This is a genomic window from Chitinophaga oryziterrae (assembly GCF_009758125.1).
GTDB classification, from domain to species: Bacteria; Bacteroidota; Bacteroidia; order Chitinophagales; family Chitinophagaceae; genus Chitinophaga; species Chitinophaga oryziterrae.
Window position 1 is genome coordinate 1 of sequence record NZ_WRXO01000005.1, and the last position, 15,256, is coordinate 15,256.

At 47.1% G+C, this 15,256-nt stretch carries 19 protein-coding genes; 7 read left to right on the top strand and 12 right to left on the bottom strand.

From position 1 onward, the window contains the following. Positions 1 to 88: 88 nt before the first annotated feature. Positions 89 to 628, bottom strand: a complete 540-nt coding sequence (locus GO495_RS17595; protein ID WP_157301043.1) for a tyrosine-type recombinase/integrase — start codon at positions 626 to 628, stop codon at positions 89 to 91. A gap of 1,059 nt (positions 629 to 1,687) precedes the next feature. Here GO495_RS17595 and GO495_RS17600 point away from each other — a divergent pair. From GO495_RS17600 to GO495_RS17610, 3 genes are all read left to right on the top strand, one after another. Beyond that, positions 1,688 to 2,515: a hypothetical protein gene (locus GO495_RS17600; protein WP_157301044.1), complete on the top strand. Its 828-nt coding sequence runs from the start codon at positions 1,688 to 1,690 to the stop codon at positions 2,513 to 2,515. A 222-nt stretch (positions 2,516 to 2,737) separates the two neighbouring features. Further along, a complete protein-coding gene (locus GO495_RS17605; RefSeq protein ID WP_157301045.1) occupies positions 2,738 to 3,139 on the top strand; it encodes a hypothetical protein in 402 nt (133 codons plus the stop codon). Positions 3,140 to 3,389: 250 nt separating this feature from the next. After that, positions 3,390 to 3,794, top strand: a complete 405-nt coding sequence (locus tag GO495_RS17610) for a DUF2958 domain-containing protein (protein ID WP_157301046.1) — start codon at positions 3,390 to 3,392, stop codon at positions 3,792 to 3,794. 48 nt (positions 3,795 to 3,842) lie between these two features. Here the strand turns inward: GO495_RS17610 and GO495_RS17615 are convergent, their stop codons facing one another. From GO495_RS17615 to GO495_RS17655, 9 genes are all read right to left on the bottom strand, one after another. Continuing rightward, positions 3,843 to 4,247, bottom strand: a complete 405-nt coding sequence (locus tag GO495_RS17615; RefSeq protein ID WP_157301047.1) for a hypothetical protein — start codon at positions 4,245 to 4,247, stop codon at positions 3,843 to 3,845. Beyond that, the gene (gene mobF, locus GO495_RS17620) at positions 4,231 to 6,966 is read right to left on the bottom strand and encodes a MobF family relaxase (RefSeq protein ID WP_157301048.1); all 2,736 of its coding nucleotides are present in this window, start codon (positions 6,964 to 6,966) and stop codon (positions 4,231 to 4,233) included. Before mobF ends, GO495_RS17615 begins: the two co-directional genes overlap by 17 nt. Positions 6,967 to 7,143: 177 nt before the next feature. Further along, complete coding sequence (locus GO495_RS17625; protein ID WP_157301049.1) at positions 7,144 to 7,938, bottom strand: hypothetical protein; 795 nt, start codon at positions 7,936 to 7,938, stop codon at positions 7,144 to 7,146. Between the two features lie 19 nt (positions 7,939 to 7,957). Continuing rightward, positions 7,958 to 9,454, bottom strand: a complete 1,497-nt coding sequence (locus GO495_RS17630) for a type IV secretory system conjugative DNA transfer family protein (protein ID WP_157301050.1) — start codon at positions 9,452 to 9,454, stop codon at positions 7,958 to 7,960. Positions 9,455 to 9,524: 70 nt separating this feature from the next. Further along, positions 9,525 to 9,680, bottom strand: a complete 156-nt coding sequence (locus tag GO495_RS17635) for a hypothetical protein (RefSeq protein ID WP_157301051.1) — start codon at positions 9,678 to 9,680, stop codon at positions 9,525 to 9,527. 160 nt (positions 9,681 to 9,840) lie between these two features. Further along, positions 9,841 to 11,052: a hypothetical protein gene (locus tag GO495_RS17640; RefSeq protein ID WP_157301052.1), complete on the bottom strand. Its 1,212-nt coding sequence runs from the start codon at positions 11,050 to 11,052 to the stop codon at positions 9,841 to 9,843. A gap of 44 nt (positions 11,053 to 11,096) precedes the next feature. Then, the gene (locus GO495_RS17645; protein ID WP_157301053.1) at positions 11,097 to 11,378 is read right to left on the bottom strand and encodes a hypothetical protein; all 282 of its coding nucleotides are present in this window, start codon (positions 11,376 to 11,378) and stop codon (positions 11,097 to 11,099) included. 88 nt (positions 11,379 to 11,466) lie between these two features. Next, the gene (locus GO495_RS17650; protein ID WP_157301054.1) at positions 11,467 to 11,730 is read right to left on the bottom strand and encodes a hypothetical protein; all 264 of its coding nucleotides are present in this window, start codon (positions 11,728 to 11,730) and stop codon (positions 11,467 to 11,469) included. Beyond that, positions 11,727 to 11,909 (bottom strand): hypothetical protein, encoded by a 183-nt coding sequence (locus tag GO495_RS17655; protein WP_157301055.1) that lies wholly within the window; start codon positions 11,907 to 11,909, stop codon positions 11,727 to 11,729. Before GO495_RS17655 ends, GO495_RS17650 begins: the two co-directional genes overlap by 4 nt. A gap of 65 nt (positions 11,910 to 11,974) precedes the next feature. Between GO495_RS17655 and GO495_RS17660 the strand changes: the two genes are divergently transcribed. Beyond that, the gene (locus tag GO495_RS17660; protein WP_157301056.1) at positions 11,975 to 12,406 is read left to right on the top strand and encodes a hypothetical protein; all 432 of its coding nucleotides are present in this window, start codon (positions 11,975 to 11,977) and stop codon (positions 12,404 to 12,406) included. Here the strand turns inward: GO495_RS17660 and GO495_RS17665 are convergent, their stop codons facing one another. Both GO495_RS17665 and GO495_RS17670 read right to left on the bottom strand, forming a co-directional pair. Beyond that, positions 12,407 to 12,676, bottom strand: coding sequence for a hypothetical protein (locus GO495_RS17665; RefSeq protein WP_157301057.1), 270 nt, complete (start codon positions 12,674 to 12,676; stop codon positions 12,407 to 12,409). A 32-nt stretch (positions 12,677 to 12,708) separates the two neighbouring features. After that, a complete protein-coding gene (locus GO495_RS17670) occupies positions 12,709 to 13,017 on the bottom strand; it encodes a hypothetical protein (protein WP_157301058.1) in 309 nt (102 codons plus the stop codon). A 403-nt stretch (positions 13,018 to 13,420) separates the two neighbouring features. On the opposite strand from GO495_RS17670, the gene GO495_RS17675 reads away from it, so the two are divergent. The 3 genes from GO495_RS17675 to GO495_RS17685 are packed head-to-tail and all read left to right on the top strand — an operon-like array spanning position 13,421 to position 15,010. Continuing rightward, complete coding sequence (locus GO495_RS17675) at positions 13,421 to 14,092, top strand: recombinase family protein (protein ID WP_157301059.1); 672 nt, start codon at positions 13,421 to 13,423, stop codon at positions 14,090 to 14,092. 24 nt (positions 14,093 to 14,116) lie between these two features. Further along, complete coding sequence (locus GO495_RS17680) at positions 14,117 to 14,266, top strand: hypothetical protein (protein WP_157301060.1); 150 nt, start codon at positions 14,117 to 14,119, stop codon at positions 14,264 to 14,266. A gap of 18 nt (positions 14,267 to 14,284) precedes the next feature. After that, a complete protein-coding gene (locus tag GO495_RS17685; RefSeq protein ID WP_157301061.1) occupies positions 14,285 to 15,010 on the top strand; it encodes an outer membrane beta-barrel protein in 726 nt (241 codons plus the stop codon). Positions 15,011 to 15,256 lie beyond the last annotated feature (246 nt).

Genomic DNA, 15,256 nt, shown 5'->3' on the forward strand with positions numbered 1-15,256 from the left:
GTTTTACGGTTGTGCAATTTGGCCCAATGACCTCCGAAATAGATCGTTTAATTTTGGCCCAATGATTCCCGAAACGGGTGGCCCAGTATCACCGAAATCGATGGCCCAATGGCCTCCGTTCTAGACACAATATCCGACGGGCCATTTCCGGCGCGGTCTCTTCAATCTTTTGGAGACAATGCAGAACCATCATCGGCTTAATCATAGGTAGCGGGAAAAATCCTAAATCCGGGAAAGCATATTTTTCCAATCGGTGCAGGACTGTTTGCGCATAGCCCTCATCCCATGCCGGAGCATTTTTCCCATGCCACTCCCTAGCTACGGCTTCGAGTGTCTGAACGGCTTGGATAGATGCCAGCAAGACACGCTCTTGCTTTGCAAGAACTGGGTCAATTCCCGCTTTGATTTCTTCTTTTAGGCGGGAGCGTTCAATTCTGGCGGCTTGCAGAGTAACGGCGGGATATACCCCAATTGCAAAACGTTTCTCGGTGCCATCCCGGCGGTATTTGAGCCGCCAGTACCGCGCCCCTGTAGGCATGATTTCTAAGTAAAGACCTTCACCGTCAAAGAGCTTGTATTTTTTTGCTTTGGGTTTTGATGTTCGGCATTGCATATCGGACAGAGCCATTTCACACCTTCTCGCATATTGGAGGGGCGCAAACACAAAAGGTGGGGGAACCAAAATCGGGAACGTGGTTTTGTTCCCCCATTTGTTCCCCCACTTTTCGTTTATGTGGGTTTGCGTCGGATAAGGTAGAAATACCAGAAACGGAACTAGCTACATGAAAAAACTGGATTTTTTCATGACAAATAAAGTTTGCTAATGTTCGGTAATGATAAGATTGGCTCCTCGGGCAGAACGCCATTTTTCCCTCTTTGTATCTGAAATCGTGCGATTATTTTGTTTTGGAGGGTAATCGGTTCCCCCATTTAGTCCCCCACACCCATTAAATGCAGGATAATGACAGTATAACAAACCAGAGAGCTTTGCTCAATAGCCGAGCGAATCAAAAGAGGCAATTTCGGTTGCCTCTTTTTTTGTGTCCGTAACTCCGGGAGTACTGATAACGGAATTTTCCGACGGACTCAGTGACGACGATCCAAGCGGTCAACAAGATCGAACAAACGAAACGATGAAACGATTTTACCGATTCTTACGCAACGCATCTCGCTTACAATCCAATTCTTGCAAATGATCTTTCAACGCTAAAAATATCATCGCTGAAAATATGCACGATCAATAAAATCACGCGGTAGGCACAACTTACCATGTCAATATTAATTGTTATTAACCACACACTTTTATGTTGCATAATGATTATGTTTTGCCGTACAACGCGCCTCCCACAAGAGAGGCCGCAATCTCTCCTTACTAATTTCCTCAATCTTATTTCTAAGGAGTGCGCATGGCGCAATGAAAAGATGATGACCCATTACTTACCCGCAAAGAAGCAGCAAAATATCTAAGGAAATCGCCCGGCACATTAGCCGTGTGAGATTGTACGAAACGCTACGACCTGAAACCCCTGAAAATGGGGAAGCGCATCGTTTTGTATCGTAAATCAGCCTTAGATAACGTTTTCGAAGAAAACCTGAAATAAAAAAGGGGAAAGAGAAGTTTTACAGAACCTCTCTTTCCCTGCTGCTCAATATCGTCCCCATTACAATTTCCTATTAGGAGTTCGCAATGAATATCGAACAGGCGAAGCGTGTTCCGCTATCTGTTATCCTGAATATCTTAGGTCTGAAACAAAAACACCCGAAAAACGCCATAAAAGGCGAAAGTATTCCCTACGTCCGTAAATATCTCGCAGAGCGTGGCGAAGGCTCGGCGGAAGCAGACGCCGTGCGTTGGATCACCATCATGACCGCGCTTGCGCCAAAGATCACGCCCGTCATCGAATCGATCCGTGCCACGTCGGAAGAAAAGGCTCAATTTGTTGATGGGATCAAGCCGATCTGCAATCCCGTCCTGATTGGTCATCTAGAAAACCAGGGCATTCCGCTTAGCGTCGCTCAATCCTACATGAAGGAGATTCGTGTTTGCCAGAAGGGAACGAAACAAATCTTTTATGCTTTGGGGTTTCGCAACGAGGTCGGGGGATGGTCTTACAGCAATCCGTTCCGCAAAGGATTTATCGGCAAGTGTTACATCACCTTTATTCGCGGCACGCAAGTCAAGCCCGACGGGATTCACATCTTCAAAGACGATGCGGATTTCATGGCGGCGCTGATACGGTTGGAGAACGGGCGAATGTTCAAGGACGATGCTATCGTTCTAAACAGCATGGCCAATCTACCCAGAGCTACGCCGTATATAAAAGGCTACGGTTATAGGGTCGTCCATACCTGGATGGATAACTGCGAAACAGGTAAAGCCGCAACGCAATCCCTCGATAATTTTTTCAAAACGGAAGACCGGCTCCTACATATGCCGATGAACCGCGTGTACGCACCGTATCTCGGCGTTAGTCCGTGGCACATGAAAGAACTTGGCTTGTTTGACCCGCGTTAAGTCGCATTCGACGGCTTTGATCGGGCGGAATTCCTTTCTCTATAGGTCTTGATGGTTTTGGCACCAAGGAGAATGCCGAAAGGCGCTCCCTTGCTTCCAACAAGAATTTTCGCCGTCTCCTGCGGAGACTCCCCGCCCGCCCAAAATTCTTGCCGGACGGTCACGACCCTTCGGCGGTTTTTCTCCCTGTAACCATTAACACCTACAGAAAGAGAACCAAACATGACCGACTATTACACCGAAAACTTAGGAAAATTCGGCTTTCGAGAAATCCGTATGCTGAAAGACATTCTAACGGCTTGGGTTGAAAACGGCCTACCGGAAGAATTCAGCTTCGATAACGTGCGACCTGCCATGAACATGAATAGCGGCTATGTGTTTCTCGTAAATGATGACTACGAAGTCGCCATGATGAACGGTGAAAAATTAGAGATATTCCACACTTTGCCTTATGGCGGCGAAGAAGGGTTCTTGTCAGACCTAATTGAAGAAAACACTCCCGACGATCTGCATGACGAAGACGTGGAATACATTTTAAATGCCGCCGATATTAGCGGGTTTGATCTTCAACCGCCCTGGCTTGATCGTAAGATTGACAATATTACCGATATGGAGCCAAACTAACGTGCTATCCGCAAAACAGCGCCCGTCCTGGGCGCTGTTTTTTTATGCTTTGTATCCTTGATTTTCCCTTTCATCCGGTCATTGACGGTTCGGCACGGGAAGAATGCCGAAAGCGCTCCCTTGCTTCCAACAAGAATTTTCCCCACCCCTACGGGGATTCCTCGCGCAGCAAAATTCTTGCCGGACGGTCGCTTCCCTTTCGGCGGTTTTTCTTCCCGTAACCGCCAACACCTAACGAAAGGAAATACCGATGAAACACCTTTTCACCAACACTCAATACCAACAGCTATTGCAAAACGGCTCGAATAAAATCAAGCGCTGGGATTTACATCCGGTTGCAAAGCTCACGATGCCTGGACACGCATTTAGTTGGCTTCTAACAGACATTGATCCGCAAGACCCTAATGTCGGCTATGGTTTGTACATAGAGTTTGACGGATTTATTGCATACGGATCAGTTGACTTGAAGGAACTTCTGACCATCAAAGATGAAATGGGCTTTGGCATTGAAAACGATCCGAGTTTCAACGCTAAGTTTTCTCTTGAAGTTTATAAGTCCGCCCACTGGTGGCATGGTCACCTTGTCGAAGATGAAGAAATGCTCCAACGTTTCGTTATTGAACCGATGAGATACTCTCAACTAAGTCTATTTTAAAAACTTAATCAAATGAAAACGCCCCGTGATCCGGGGCGTTTTTTTTATTTATGCATTGGCCGTAATGTGAATTTCATTCACGATGGGCTTTCCCTTTTCGGCGTTGGCGTTGTAGCGCGGATCGGTGCAAACGATCTGTCGGGGAAGGTGCAGCATCAATTCATCGAACAGGATATGCAGGGAAAAACCTTTGAGTGTGACCGTATGTGTCGTCCAGGTGAGGGCGATAGTGTTTTCATCAGGAGTAAAATCGCAGGAAACCAGATACGCATAATTCAAGAATAGCTTTCTTCCTTCCGGCCATGCAAAACACACATTCCGCACATTACTGTAACCGGAATAGCTCTCGTCGGGTGAGTCCGATCCTTCACCGGAAACGGGATTGCCCGTTTCTCGGTTCGTCGGATTGCCCTCGCGCATCTGATCGAATTTCAATTTAAAGCCCTGGCTCATAATCGCGGTCTATGGTGTAGTTGATTGAAATTGTTTCCTTCGGTTTTTTGGTGACGGCGGTTTTTACGTCACGTTGGCGCTGGTGTTGCAGAACGTGTTCAAGGTGCTTATCATGACCGCCGACAAGCTCTAACGCCGATTGTCTATCTCCGAGGCGGGAGGCGTGATCGAGTAGGGCTTCTTTGTCGTCCGTGTAGATATGCGCGGCATCCCGGCCACGAGAGACGGAAACATAGAATTGTTTGGCATCCGTCGCGGGGAAGGTCGCCGCTGGCTGCGAAATGAATATTTCTTGTACGGTCTTGCCTTGTGAATAATGCGACGTCACGACATGGGCGTGCGCCAGATGGCCGAACTCCTTATCTAATAGATAGGTGGATTTACCGACGGGATTACGCAGGACAATACCGCCGTTTTTGCTCACGGATACCACATCCAGCAACAGGCCGTTGTCCATGCGCCGATTCTGTTCATCAAACTTTAGATGTGTCACACGCACTTTATCCCCTTTGGATAGACCGATCTCGGTTTTATTGAAAAGATCGAATGCTTTTGCTTTGTCGTGCGGCATGGTGAGGGATTGCCCTTGCGAGTTTCTCACCGTCACTTTGTTTTCTTCTGCTGAAACAACCGCCCAGGTGCTACCGCGCTTCGCGCCTTTCACATGCTGGTTGAACTGGACGAGCTGACCTTCCCGGAAATTCCGCCAATCGGATTTTTCCGCTTCCGTCAGATTTAGATTGACGAGCCGCGCGGCTTTGATTTCTTTTTTACCGATCATCCCCGCCTTACGTAGTTTTTCCCGTATGGCTTCCGTCACTTCGTCGCCCTGTTTATGCGTAGGCGATACGACCAGGGCGGTTTTACCTTTTTTCAAGGCGGCGACGTAATCATCTGTCAATCTTGCGTGCGGATTCATAGGATCGACGGTTTTAATAAACTCAATCCCGTCCAGTTTTTCAAAGGCGGTTTTAACGTCGCCTTTGGATAAATCCTCCACAGCAGCGCGGTAATGGATATTTCGTTGCCTGTATATTTTGCTTATTTCTGCCGTTTTGATGCTGCCGACCGTATTCAGGATACGCAACGCGTCGCCGCGCTCGGTGCTATTGTGCTGGCGAGTGTCACCTACATAAATAACGCGACAATCGTGTTTTTCCGCGAGTGCCAGCAGCGCCGTTGCTTTTTTCGTTCCCAATAAACCCGCTTCGTCGCAGATAAGGACTTGCCCCTTAAGCTGCGCTTGCATGTCAGGAGAGAGAAGCAGCTTATCCACCGTCTCCGCGTTCAAGAAACCTTCTTTCCTTAAATTATCGCGGGAGGCCGAAGCACTCGGCGCCACCATCGTAACATGTTTCCCTGCTTTTTCCATCAGGGCGACGGCTTCTTTCAGCATCGTGGTCTTACCCGCACCTGCAGCACCGCGCACCAGCGTGAGGCGATCCGTCGTCGTCAGCATATGCGTAATGGCGGCGGCTTGTTGCCCTTCGCTCGTAAGTTCCGGCACATCCCGATAAAGCGGAAGGAGCTTGCCTTGTCCTTTACGGGCAAGATCGACCATATGTTTTTCTTCGGCCAATACCTCGCAGGTGGTGGCAACATTGCGGCCTCTATCCTGAATGCGGATGATCCGCCCGTCAGCGTTGAAGTTCTCCGTGACAGCATCCAGCGTTACCGAAACATCACCTAACGATTGACGGTAGGCCGTTTCCAATATCCGCCGTTCGGCCATCACCGACGCACGCTCGAAGGCATGATCGACGGCGAAGTTCACGCAGCGATCCGGCGAGGTCTTTAGCGCCGTCCGGTCAGGGGCATAACGGATCGGCTGTTCACCTTCGGTTTCATCTTTGCCAAGTTCCGCGATCTGGCTGCGCCATGCTTCTTTAAGCTCGGCCATCGACAGACCTTTTTGCTTTTTGGCGCGGGTGCGCGCGCCGAGTTCCGAAAGTTTTTCGGGATCGGTGATACCTTTTTCTTTGGCGATACGCCCTATGTGGTCTGTCCGCTTCGAAAACAGGTCGATGACCTTTTGGGGGCAACCTTCAATCTCGAATGCCTTTTCCGTGCGACGGATGCCGTATCCCAAATCAATCAATTTATCCGACAGGCGTTTATGGAAGCGGCTTTGATAATAGGGCATGTCTGTTTTGATCTGGCCGAACTGTCCTGCTTTGAATTGTTTCTCCACATCGTCCCACGTGGCGTTGAACACGAAGCAATGAGCGTGCAAATGCGGATCGGGCGGGCCGTCTACAGGCCGCGCCGTAAGATGGGTGAACGACGCCCAGGCGAGTTCGCCCGTTTGACGATCTTGGTATATGCCATCTTTACGAACGCGCCCCTGAACATCAGCCTCAATGTCGTGCATCGTCTCCGCGACGCTGGCTTCAAACGCTTCCAGGATATGATCGTCTTTGGAAAGCGCATGGATCACCGAGAGTGATTTCGGGCAGTGAAAATTGATGTCGTATCCGACGCGTCGGTTTTCCTTCGTGTAAGGCGTGAGATTTTTTCCCGTGATCGGGTTTTTGTTTTCGCACATCGCAAAGAAAGCCTCTTTCGAGACTTTTTCGTTTAACCCGATTCTTGCTGCCAATTTGCCGGCGAAGCGTCCCGCCAGTTCCTGGTCGTTGATAAAATAGTCGGCTTGGGAAAGGCTATCGGCAAAGTAGGCTTTCGCTTGATCGGGAGCAGTGCTTTGTACCATCCGTATCATGAGGAAAAGTTATAAACTGCCTTATCGGTGCAGAAGGCATTAATCTGAAAAACGGCATGAAGAATAAACATGAGAGCAGTGCGGAGAATTTCCCCGAAGCTGTGCAAGGAGAGCGTGTAATGACCGTTAAACGAAAACCATCAGACGTCTCCCCTTTGCACAAGCAAAGGCATCAAATCACCTCCGCAATCCCATCAGGGAGCGCTCGAAAAATCCTTCTGCCACCTTGCGTCGTAATTCCTCATGGGTCGGTTTGCGAGCATAGAAACGTACCCCTCTTGATTGGGAGGAATCGGAACCGCCGATAAAGGCGTTCTCCATTTCCTCGTTTACGATCTGTTCGTCGATAGTGTCCATGACGAAGTGATCTCCCTTTTGATAGGCTGCCGAATAGCTCAGAGCGTAGATGATCCCACACAACATCAAGAGGCCACCGACATTTTGGCCGATTGTATAGAGGAACAATCCCAACAGAAAAGCGGCCATCGGTTCATACACGGTTTCAATGGCCCGGGTATTCGGGGTGACACCAAACAAGCGCAGATCGTAAAAGCCTGGATAAATATCGCCGGGCGTTAAGCTAAAGCGACCAAAGTCGAATACGGACGGATTGCGCTTTACCTCTTTCCAACGCTGGAAGCTGAAATACACGAAGGCAGCCAGGAACAGATACCAGGTCGTATAATGCGCCCAGAAATGGGATGCCTGCTTACCGTAGCCGCCCATAATTCCACGAAGGGCGCGAGGTAGCATGGCGGTGAACAGATCCCCCATCACCGGATAGAGTGCCAGGATCACCGTAATCATGACAGCAGCGGCGGTGGAGAAATAACGTTCGCCCATGTTCTTACGCAGGAATACTTCCAGCACCAGCCGTGGATAAGAGGACAGGGAAAGGAATAAGGTGAGAATGAACTCTTTCACCTTGTTTTGACGCTTGTAGAGCGTGCGGAAATACAGATTGCGTTGCATATGTGTTGATTTTGGTTGTTTAATCTTGTGGGAAGAAGGCTTCGATAAAGTTGAATCCGTTGTGGAACTTGTTGCCCTGGCGGTGGATAAAGCAGGAGACACGCTTGCCGTTCTGCGGCCCTCCTGTACATAAGCCTACGAATTCTTCCGGCCTGACCAGCTTTTCGAGCTTGATGGATGTACCTTGAGAGCTTTGATACTGTCCGGCCATGCCGACCGTGCGGGATTTATCTTCAACGTAACCCTGACCGATCAGGTCGGACGCATATGAATTTGTTTCTATATCAGCGTTGGCGTGGAAGATTTTCGTCGATAACGTCCCCAGAAACCCTTTGACGCGGTATTCGGATTTTGCTCCCCCTCCCATATTGGCGTGATAGTTTGGCAAATTCTGCGATAAGTACACGGTCGCAATGCCCGCACTGCGTGCTGTCGCGGAGAATTCTTGGTCGTGCTCATGAAGAAAGTGTTGGGCTTCGTCCGCCCACAGGAAAACATAATGATCATCCTCCCGTAAGCTGCGACTTTCCCATGCCCTCTGGAATATAAATTTCATCATGACCTGGATGTCGCGTCCTACCTTGTAGTACTGCTTTACAGGGAAATTCAGGAGAACGATTTTTCCTTTGCGGCAATCATCCGGGCTTAACGTAGATGGTCGCCGGCAGAACAAGGAATGCACAGGCTCTTTCAACAGGCGAAACAGAAAGCCAGAGAAAGAGAACTCAATGATCGAACGGGTTTTTTCGCTAAGGTTGCGGTAGCTCTCGACGAAGAACTGATCCACGAATTGCAGCGTGCGGGCATCGGGGATTTTTTCAAGGATCGTCGCTTCGAACAAGGCGGCGTCACGATGCAAGCGGCTTTGTTCTTCCGGTGTAAGCGTTTTCAAAAATTGTTCGACCTGGGCATCCACGCGATCCCGTGCGGCAGCGAAAGCCACCTTAAACGCGGTGGGTTTGCCTTTATCTTCCGGGCGCGGTTCTTTCTTCGGAGCCGTTACAACGATGTCGTACAGGTCTTGCACTGATACTTTCCCATAGGCCAGTAAGGACAAGTCGATGGAATTGAAGATCAGCATATTGAGTGCATCTTCCCAAAACGGATCATCGCTTTTGCCGTTGCTTTTTTCTACCCCGGCAGCGATCACGGTTTTGAGGACTTGCACGATGTTTTCCGTGAGCGATATACCCCCGTGCCGTTGGGCAGATTCATATTCAAGAAAATTAAATGCGTGCTGCCCGCCCGGTTCGACGATGATAAGATCATCCAGGCGTCCGGCCTCTTGGCAATACCGCACCCACATATCTTTTTCATCCGGCTTTGCCGTCAGGACAAGGCCGCCAAAATTTTTTTCCAAGAGTTTGCGTGCGATGGTGCAACCCGAGCCGGACGTTTTGCCCGAGCCTATGCCCCCAAATATTGCCGTGCCTTCGACGGCGTTGCGGATCGTCCAGGGCGACATGCCTTTCCCATCCGCCACCTGGAACAGGGGCGTATCAAGATCGTGTATCATAAAAAAAGGAATTAAAGTAAGAGAGAAGGAAAAGGGTGGGCCGCACCGCGCGATACGGCCCTATTACTTATTACCCTTTTTTGATCCGGTTAATCGCGTTGGGCGCGTCAGTGTATTTGATGGTATCCACCAATACGTGACCGCCGCTTGCGGAAATCTTGATCGGTTTGTTTGCCTCCTCGGCAGCTTTGATGACCTTTTCGCGGTCTGGTTTGTTGAGTGACATAGCCTTAAGCATTAGAAGTGAATAATGAAGTTTGAAGCAATTTTCTAATGCAAATATGGTTTGATATGGTTCAATTTGGAGCCAAGAGAAATTTCGATTTTGGAGCAGAAATGAGCAGAAATTTCGGAAATGACCGTAAGGTTATATTTTGCCTGAGCAGTTATTTCTCAACATTGCAAATCAAGTGGATGTCATCAATGTACCAACCGTCATCTAATAAAACACAGTGAGCATTACCAGAGAAAACAACTTTGTAAGCAATTCCATCTTCTTTAATCTCTTCCCATATATTCTCGTAATATTGATGTGGTGAAGCCATTAAGAAGGATTTTTGAAGATCATGATTGCTGAGGTCTTTGAAGTCCATGTCCAAAAAGTTCACTTGCTTCAAATCATTAACTTCGTTCAAGTTTTGTTCTAAGTTTTCTTGGTCCTTTGTTAGCGCAATTAATTCAGTGAGGGTATGCATTATCTTGTTTTTCCAAGTTGCATCTAATCGAGGGAAATTTCTTGATGGTTCTTTGTCCAGAACACTGATATTTTTCCGTAGATATTCCGAAACCAATTCATCAAAATTGAATATCCAACTTAGATATGGGGAAACTTCTGAGCTGCCATTGCCTAAATCCGCTTTTTCAATAATTTTTCTGAAATCGAGTAGCTTACCTTTTTCACGGAAGTTAAATTCAAATTTAATAGTATCCGTTTCATACGTAAAGTTTGAAATAAATAGTATATCAATACTGGCGACATTGAAAAATCCATTTTTAAATCTTTCAAAATCTCCATCCCAAAAGCTTTCCTTTTGAAAACCAGGAGAGAGCAATTTCCACGCCTCATAATATCTTTCATCGGATATTGCCGAGTAAAAATCCACCATCATTTTTTTTATTTTTCCAGTGGGAAATCTTTCTTCCTCGAATTCCGAAAATGTGAAAGGGCCATCTATCAAATAGTCACTATCTAGATCGTCCAATTCACCATGTTGTAGCATGGGTTTTTTAGCAAACTCTTGTAGCAGCGCATCGGCATGATCTTCCCATTGTTCCCGCTTACCTTGATATTGCTTTTCTTCGGGAATATTTTCGAGATATTCATAGGCACGGACAAAGGCGAAGGTTACGAATGGAACATCGTCCTCGGGGTTGTTTACCGCAACTCTGTACTTCTCATAGAAATAAAGTGGCTTTACTGAAAAATGTGCTGTTATAAAAGGGACTTCGGTAGAACGCCCTTTTTCATCTATGAGTGGTTGTTTCCAAATTTTTCCTAGCGATTCATTTTGATTTGCAAGCGGGGAAAGTTCCCGTTCATAGAGCTTGTCTCTAAAAAGCTCAAAAAACTTCTTATAAACCTTAGCCGGAATGTCCATGTTGATATATTGGATAGCCAATATATCAATTTTTCACTGCATATTTAAGGTTTGAGGTCAGATTTTTTATTAGGGAACGCTTTAGAAATCAATTTTTTAGCAGCATCAATCAATGAGAAATTTCTAAAAATTATTTTATAAGCGTCATGTTCATTATGTCCCTGAAGATGCCACTTATTAAGTTTTTCTGTTACGTCTTCAAGAGCATCAAGATAGCCTTGTGCTCTTTCTGTCCCATGTGTTTTAAGATACTTCTCAAAAGCATCTTCCTGTTGCACCGTTTCAGATGATTTCAGATTTTCATCAAAGAATTGTTTTAGTGACATGACCGTCTCCTACAGATAGGAAGGGGTGATTAACATATTCTATATCACAGGATCAACAAGAAAGTGGTTAATAGCTAATTTTACGGCTTTAAGCTGAAATATCGCCCCATTGAACGGTATCTTTCGCCGAGACGCTGGCGATCCGTGCTTCTCTCTCGGCTTTCGCCGCGAACACCTTGCGCACTTCCAGTTCTTTCAGGTGATCGAAGGTTTTCGGAGCGTAGCTGTTGGAGGGGGCGTATTTGCGGTGAATGCTCCGTATGTGTTCCTGCGCCTGGGCGGCGAATTCCGGCAAGTTCTCGGAGCGGTTCATGAAAGCGTCAATTTCAGGAGTGGCGTAGATGAGTATCATGCCAGCCCTCCGGTGACGTGGTTTAGGTCTTTCCACAATTCCGTGTAGTAATATTCCTTGTATTCCTGCGCTTCCTTTTCGCCTTTCAAATACATCTGATAGACTTCTTCGTGGAATTTTTCGTCCAGTACATCATAAAGCATATCAAGGAATTTTTGTGGAAGTTCTGGGTGCTGCATGTCGCTCCAATTCGGTAAATTTATTGAGTTAGTCTATCGAATTCACATGAAAAAATCAATAATATATGAGCATTGAAATGCCGCCGGAATTATTGGAGGCAATGCAAGACCTCGACGGCAAACATTGGGACGACATCATCGAATTGTGGCGTAAGCGTGAGGCGGACAACAAGCAGTATGAAGAACTCTATCTGAAACAAATCGACGGCCAGAATTTAGGCAATCGCACCTTTCAGGAAAGGAAGCGCTTATTAACTCCGGCGGAAAAACGGGAAGAAGCCCTCCAGGGAATTTTGCAGACGGTTCAAATAAGAAAAGAGGCCGATTTTGAAAAGCAACTGCCGCAGGAGTTGACGACGGAAGAACGGCAAGAAAAATTCGCGGAATTGAAAAGCTCCCTGTTCAAATATACAAAGCGGGAACAACGAAGTGATCCGCCGCATGGAAAAGAGGATGTTGAGCCGGATAAAGGTGGCGACCTGGATAAAGACGAATAGTTATTCCTTATCGAGATCGTTTTTATCTTTTCCCCGTTCCTGATCCTCTTTATCCAAAGAAGAAAGGCGGTCACTTTTCAACCAGGAAGGAAGTTGTTTTTCCCGTTCCAGGATATATTGATTTTTCCCGGCCTGAAATCCCTGGCCGCGTTCCGAATTCCCCATAGAGGCGGGCAGCTTGTCCGAAAGCTCGGGCATGTGCTTTATCAGTATATAACCTTCATTGAAACCTTTTATATAGTCGGGGTGTGGTTCGAATTCTTCGTTCATCTTCGTACTATTTGGGGATAACTTGATTATTATTAAGGTATTCTTTGCATTGATGCTGTTAACGCATCTATCATAGCAATACATTCATCCCTTGTAAAAACGTCATCATTAGCACCTTCTTGAACCATTTGAGAAATATCGCTGGTAGGCAATTCGTGACTTGAGGGAAGATCAAATTTTCCGCTTTCAACATCAATTACCGTTTTCCGAATACTTGAACCGTCTTCCCATGTTGACTCACCTCCCTTATTCTCGTTTGCAATATCAATAAATGCTCTCTTTTCTTTACCGCTACCAGCAGTGTAGTCATATAGAGGTATCCTTCTTGTTGATACGATCATTCTTATATGTTTTGAAGATTAAATTATTTGCGGAAACTTATCGGTTGGAAAAACGGTAAGTACCCATAACCTCTCTAAACTTCGGTTTTTTATTTCATTTCACAATAGTTTTCAGAGGAAATATCAGTCTTACACGGGGAAGGCGCTGCCGCCGCGCCATTCCCCGAACCCCATCCCGGCGGGGTTTCAAACAATGGAAAACTATAGCTATTGAATTTTTTTTGTTCGTTTCCGAACCAAGGTTCGGGAACATACGAAAAGGCGGTGTCTTGCAGGGATAAATGGTTACGAAAACCGTTGTAAATCAATCCACCTACGGAAGCGAAACAGATCGATTTTTTACGTCTTCCGTACAAAGTTAGTTCTTGGTTCGACGACATACGGAAAAGGCTGCTAACTACCTATGACACTAGCAATTGCGTATTACCGCGTTTCCACGGGAAAGCAGGGTAAAAGCGGCTTGGGCATTGAGGCGCAGCAAGAGCGCGTACGTCACTATGCCGAACGTAACGGCATGATAATCATTAAAGAACTGATCGAGATTGAAAGCGGATGGGACAAAACTCGTCCCGTCGTGAATGAAGGCATTGCCTTGTGCAAATCTTTGGGAGCGACATTGCTCATCGCAACATTAGACCGTTTGGCAAGGAACGTCGTATTTATCGCCACGTTGATGGAAAACAAAGTCCCTTTCATAACGGTGGACAGCCCCAACGATTCCGAACTGGTTATCTATATCAAAGCTGCGATTGCTCAGGACGAACGAACGAAGATCAGCGAGCGGACGAAAGCGGCACTGGCAGCGGCGAAACGGCGCGGGGTGGTCTTGGGTACGAGCTGCCATGAGCTTAACCGAAAGAACAGATTAGCCGTCGAAACGTTCGTCGTTGAAATGATGCCTATCATCACGGAACTGAAGCGACAGAAATTCGGTTCCGTTCGGGCCATCATGCATGAACTGAACCGAAGAAACGTTCTGCCATTCAGGGGAGAGCGCCGCCGCTGGCACATCACCACGGTTCATAACCTTCTTCTTCGGATCGAGGCTTTACAGCCGATAACGGCAACCCCTTGATTAATGCAGCTAAACGAACCTCAAATGAAAGCACTTGATCCCAATTATACGATCATCAAACTAACCAAAGATGACAAGAGACTGACCCCTCTGTTCGTCGTCTTGATTATTGCCGAAATTTTGCAAGCCGTGGGCATCGTCGTATTGATTTTAACGGTTCTGCTAAGACATTAAATCACCAAAACAAATAATATGAAGATTAGAATTGTACCCCATACATGGAGACGAAAGATTGTCAAACTTAGCGCTGGTCTATCTATCGTCCTTATAAGCCATTACGCACACGCCCAAACCAATTTCGGTATAAACATCATCCGCTACAACAGCGGCAACATGAGCAAGAACATCCCGTTTATCGCCCGAAATTCCAACCGCGATTATGATTTCAAGGTCGATCAATCGTCAGGCGTTGAAATGGGATTTTTCGCGGAGATCAAGAAAGGCAAACGCTTTGCGTTGCAGCCCGAACTGGCCGTAGCGGTGCAAACGATCATCCTCAACAGCAATGACGACATGGCAGGGCTTGAGTGGACGAACATATCCGTTGCCGTTCCTCTCCTGTTCAAATACCGTTACGTCGGCTTAGGCGTTCTCGTCGGCCCTGAGATCGCCTTCCTGCCGTTATCCGATAAGAAAGGCACGGGCGCGTTTCAAGACCTCGTGTTCCCAAAGAACAATACGGAGGATTTTCAAACGCTGTCTTTCGCAGGGATTATCGGCGCGGAGTACACGCTTGGTCGCCCAGGTATCGGGCTGCATATCCGCTACAAAATGGGCTTTACGTCGGTATGGAACGAGAACGAACACCCGCTCGGTGCGGCACCCTATGACTACGATAAATCCAAACAAAACAGCCTTCAGATCGGCTTACACTGGCGCTTCGGCAGAGACAAAACGCGGATCAAACGTACCGTTTAAAACAGGTCGATACCATGCGAAGTTTGTCGTTGAAATTCGGGAATGTGCACGTCGTTATTCGCGTCGAGCAAGGCGGTCGGCTTCGCGTAACAGTGAATGGAAAACATTATATGTTGGCGCGAAAAGACGAGGTGATGCAATTCACGGAACCGCCCGATGATCTTAGCGAAGAACTGCAAGGCCGCATTATGTGGGCGGTAGGACATTATTTTCCCAACAGGAAATGATAATACAATTGAAAACCTA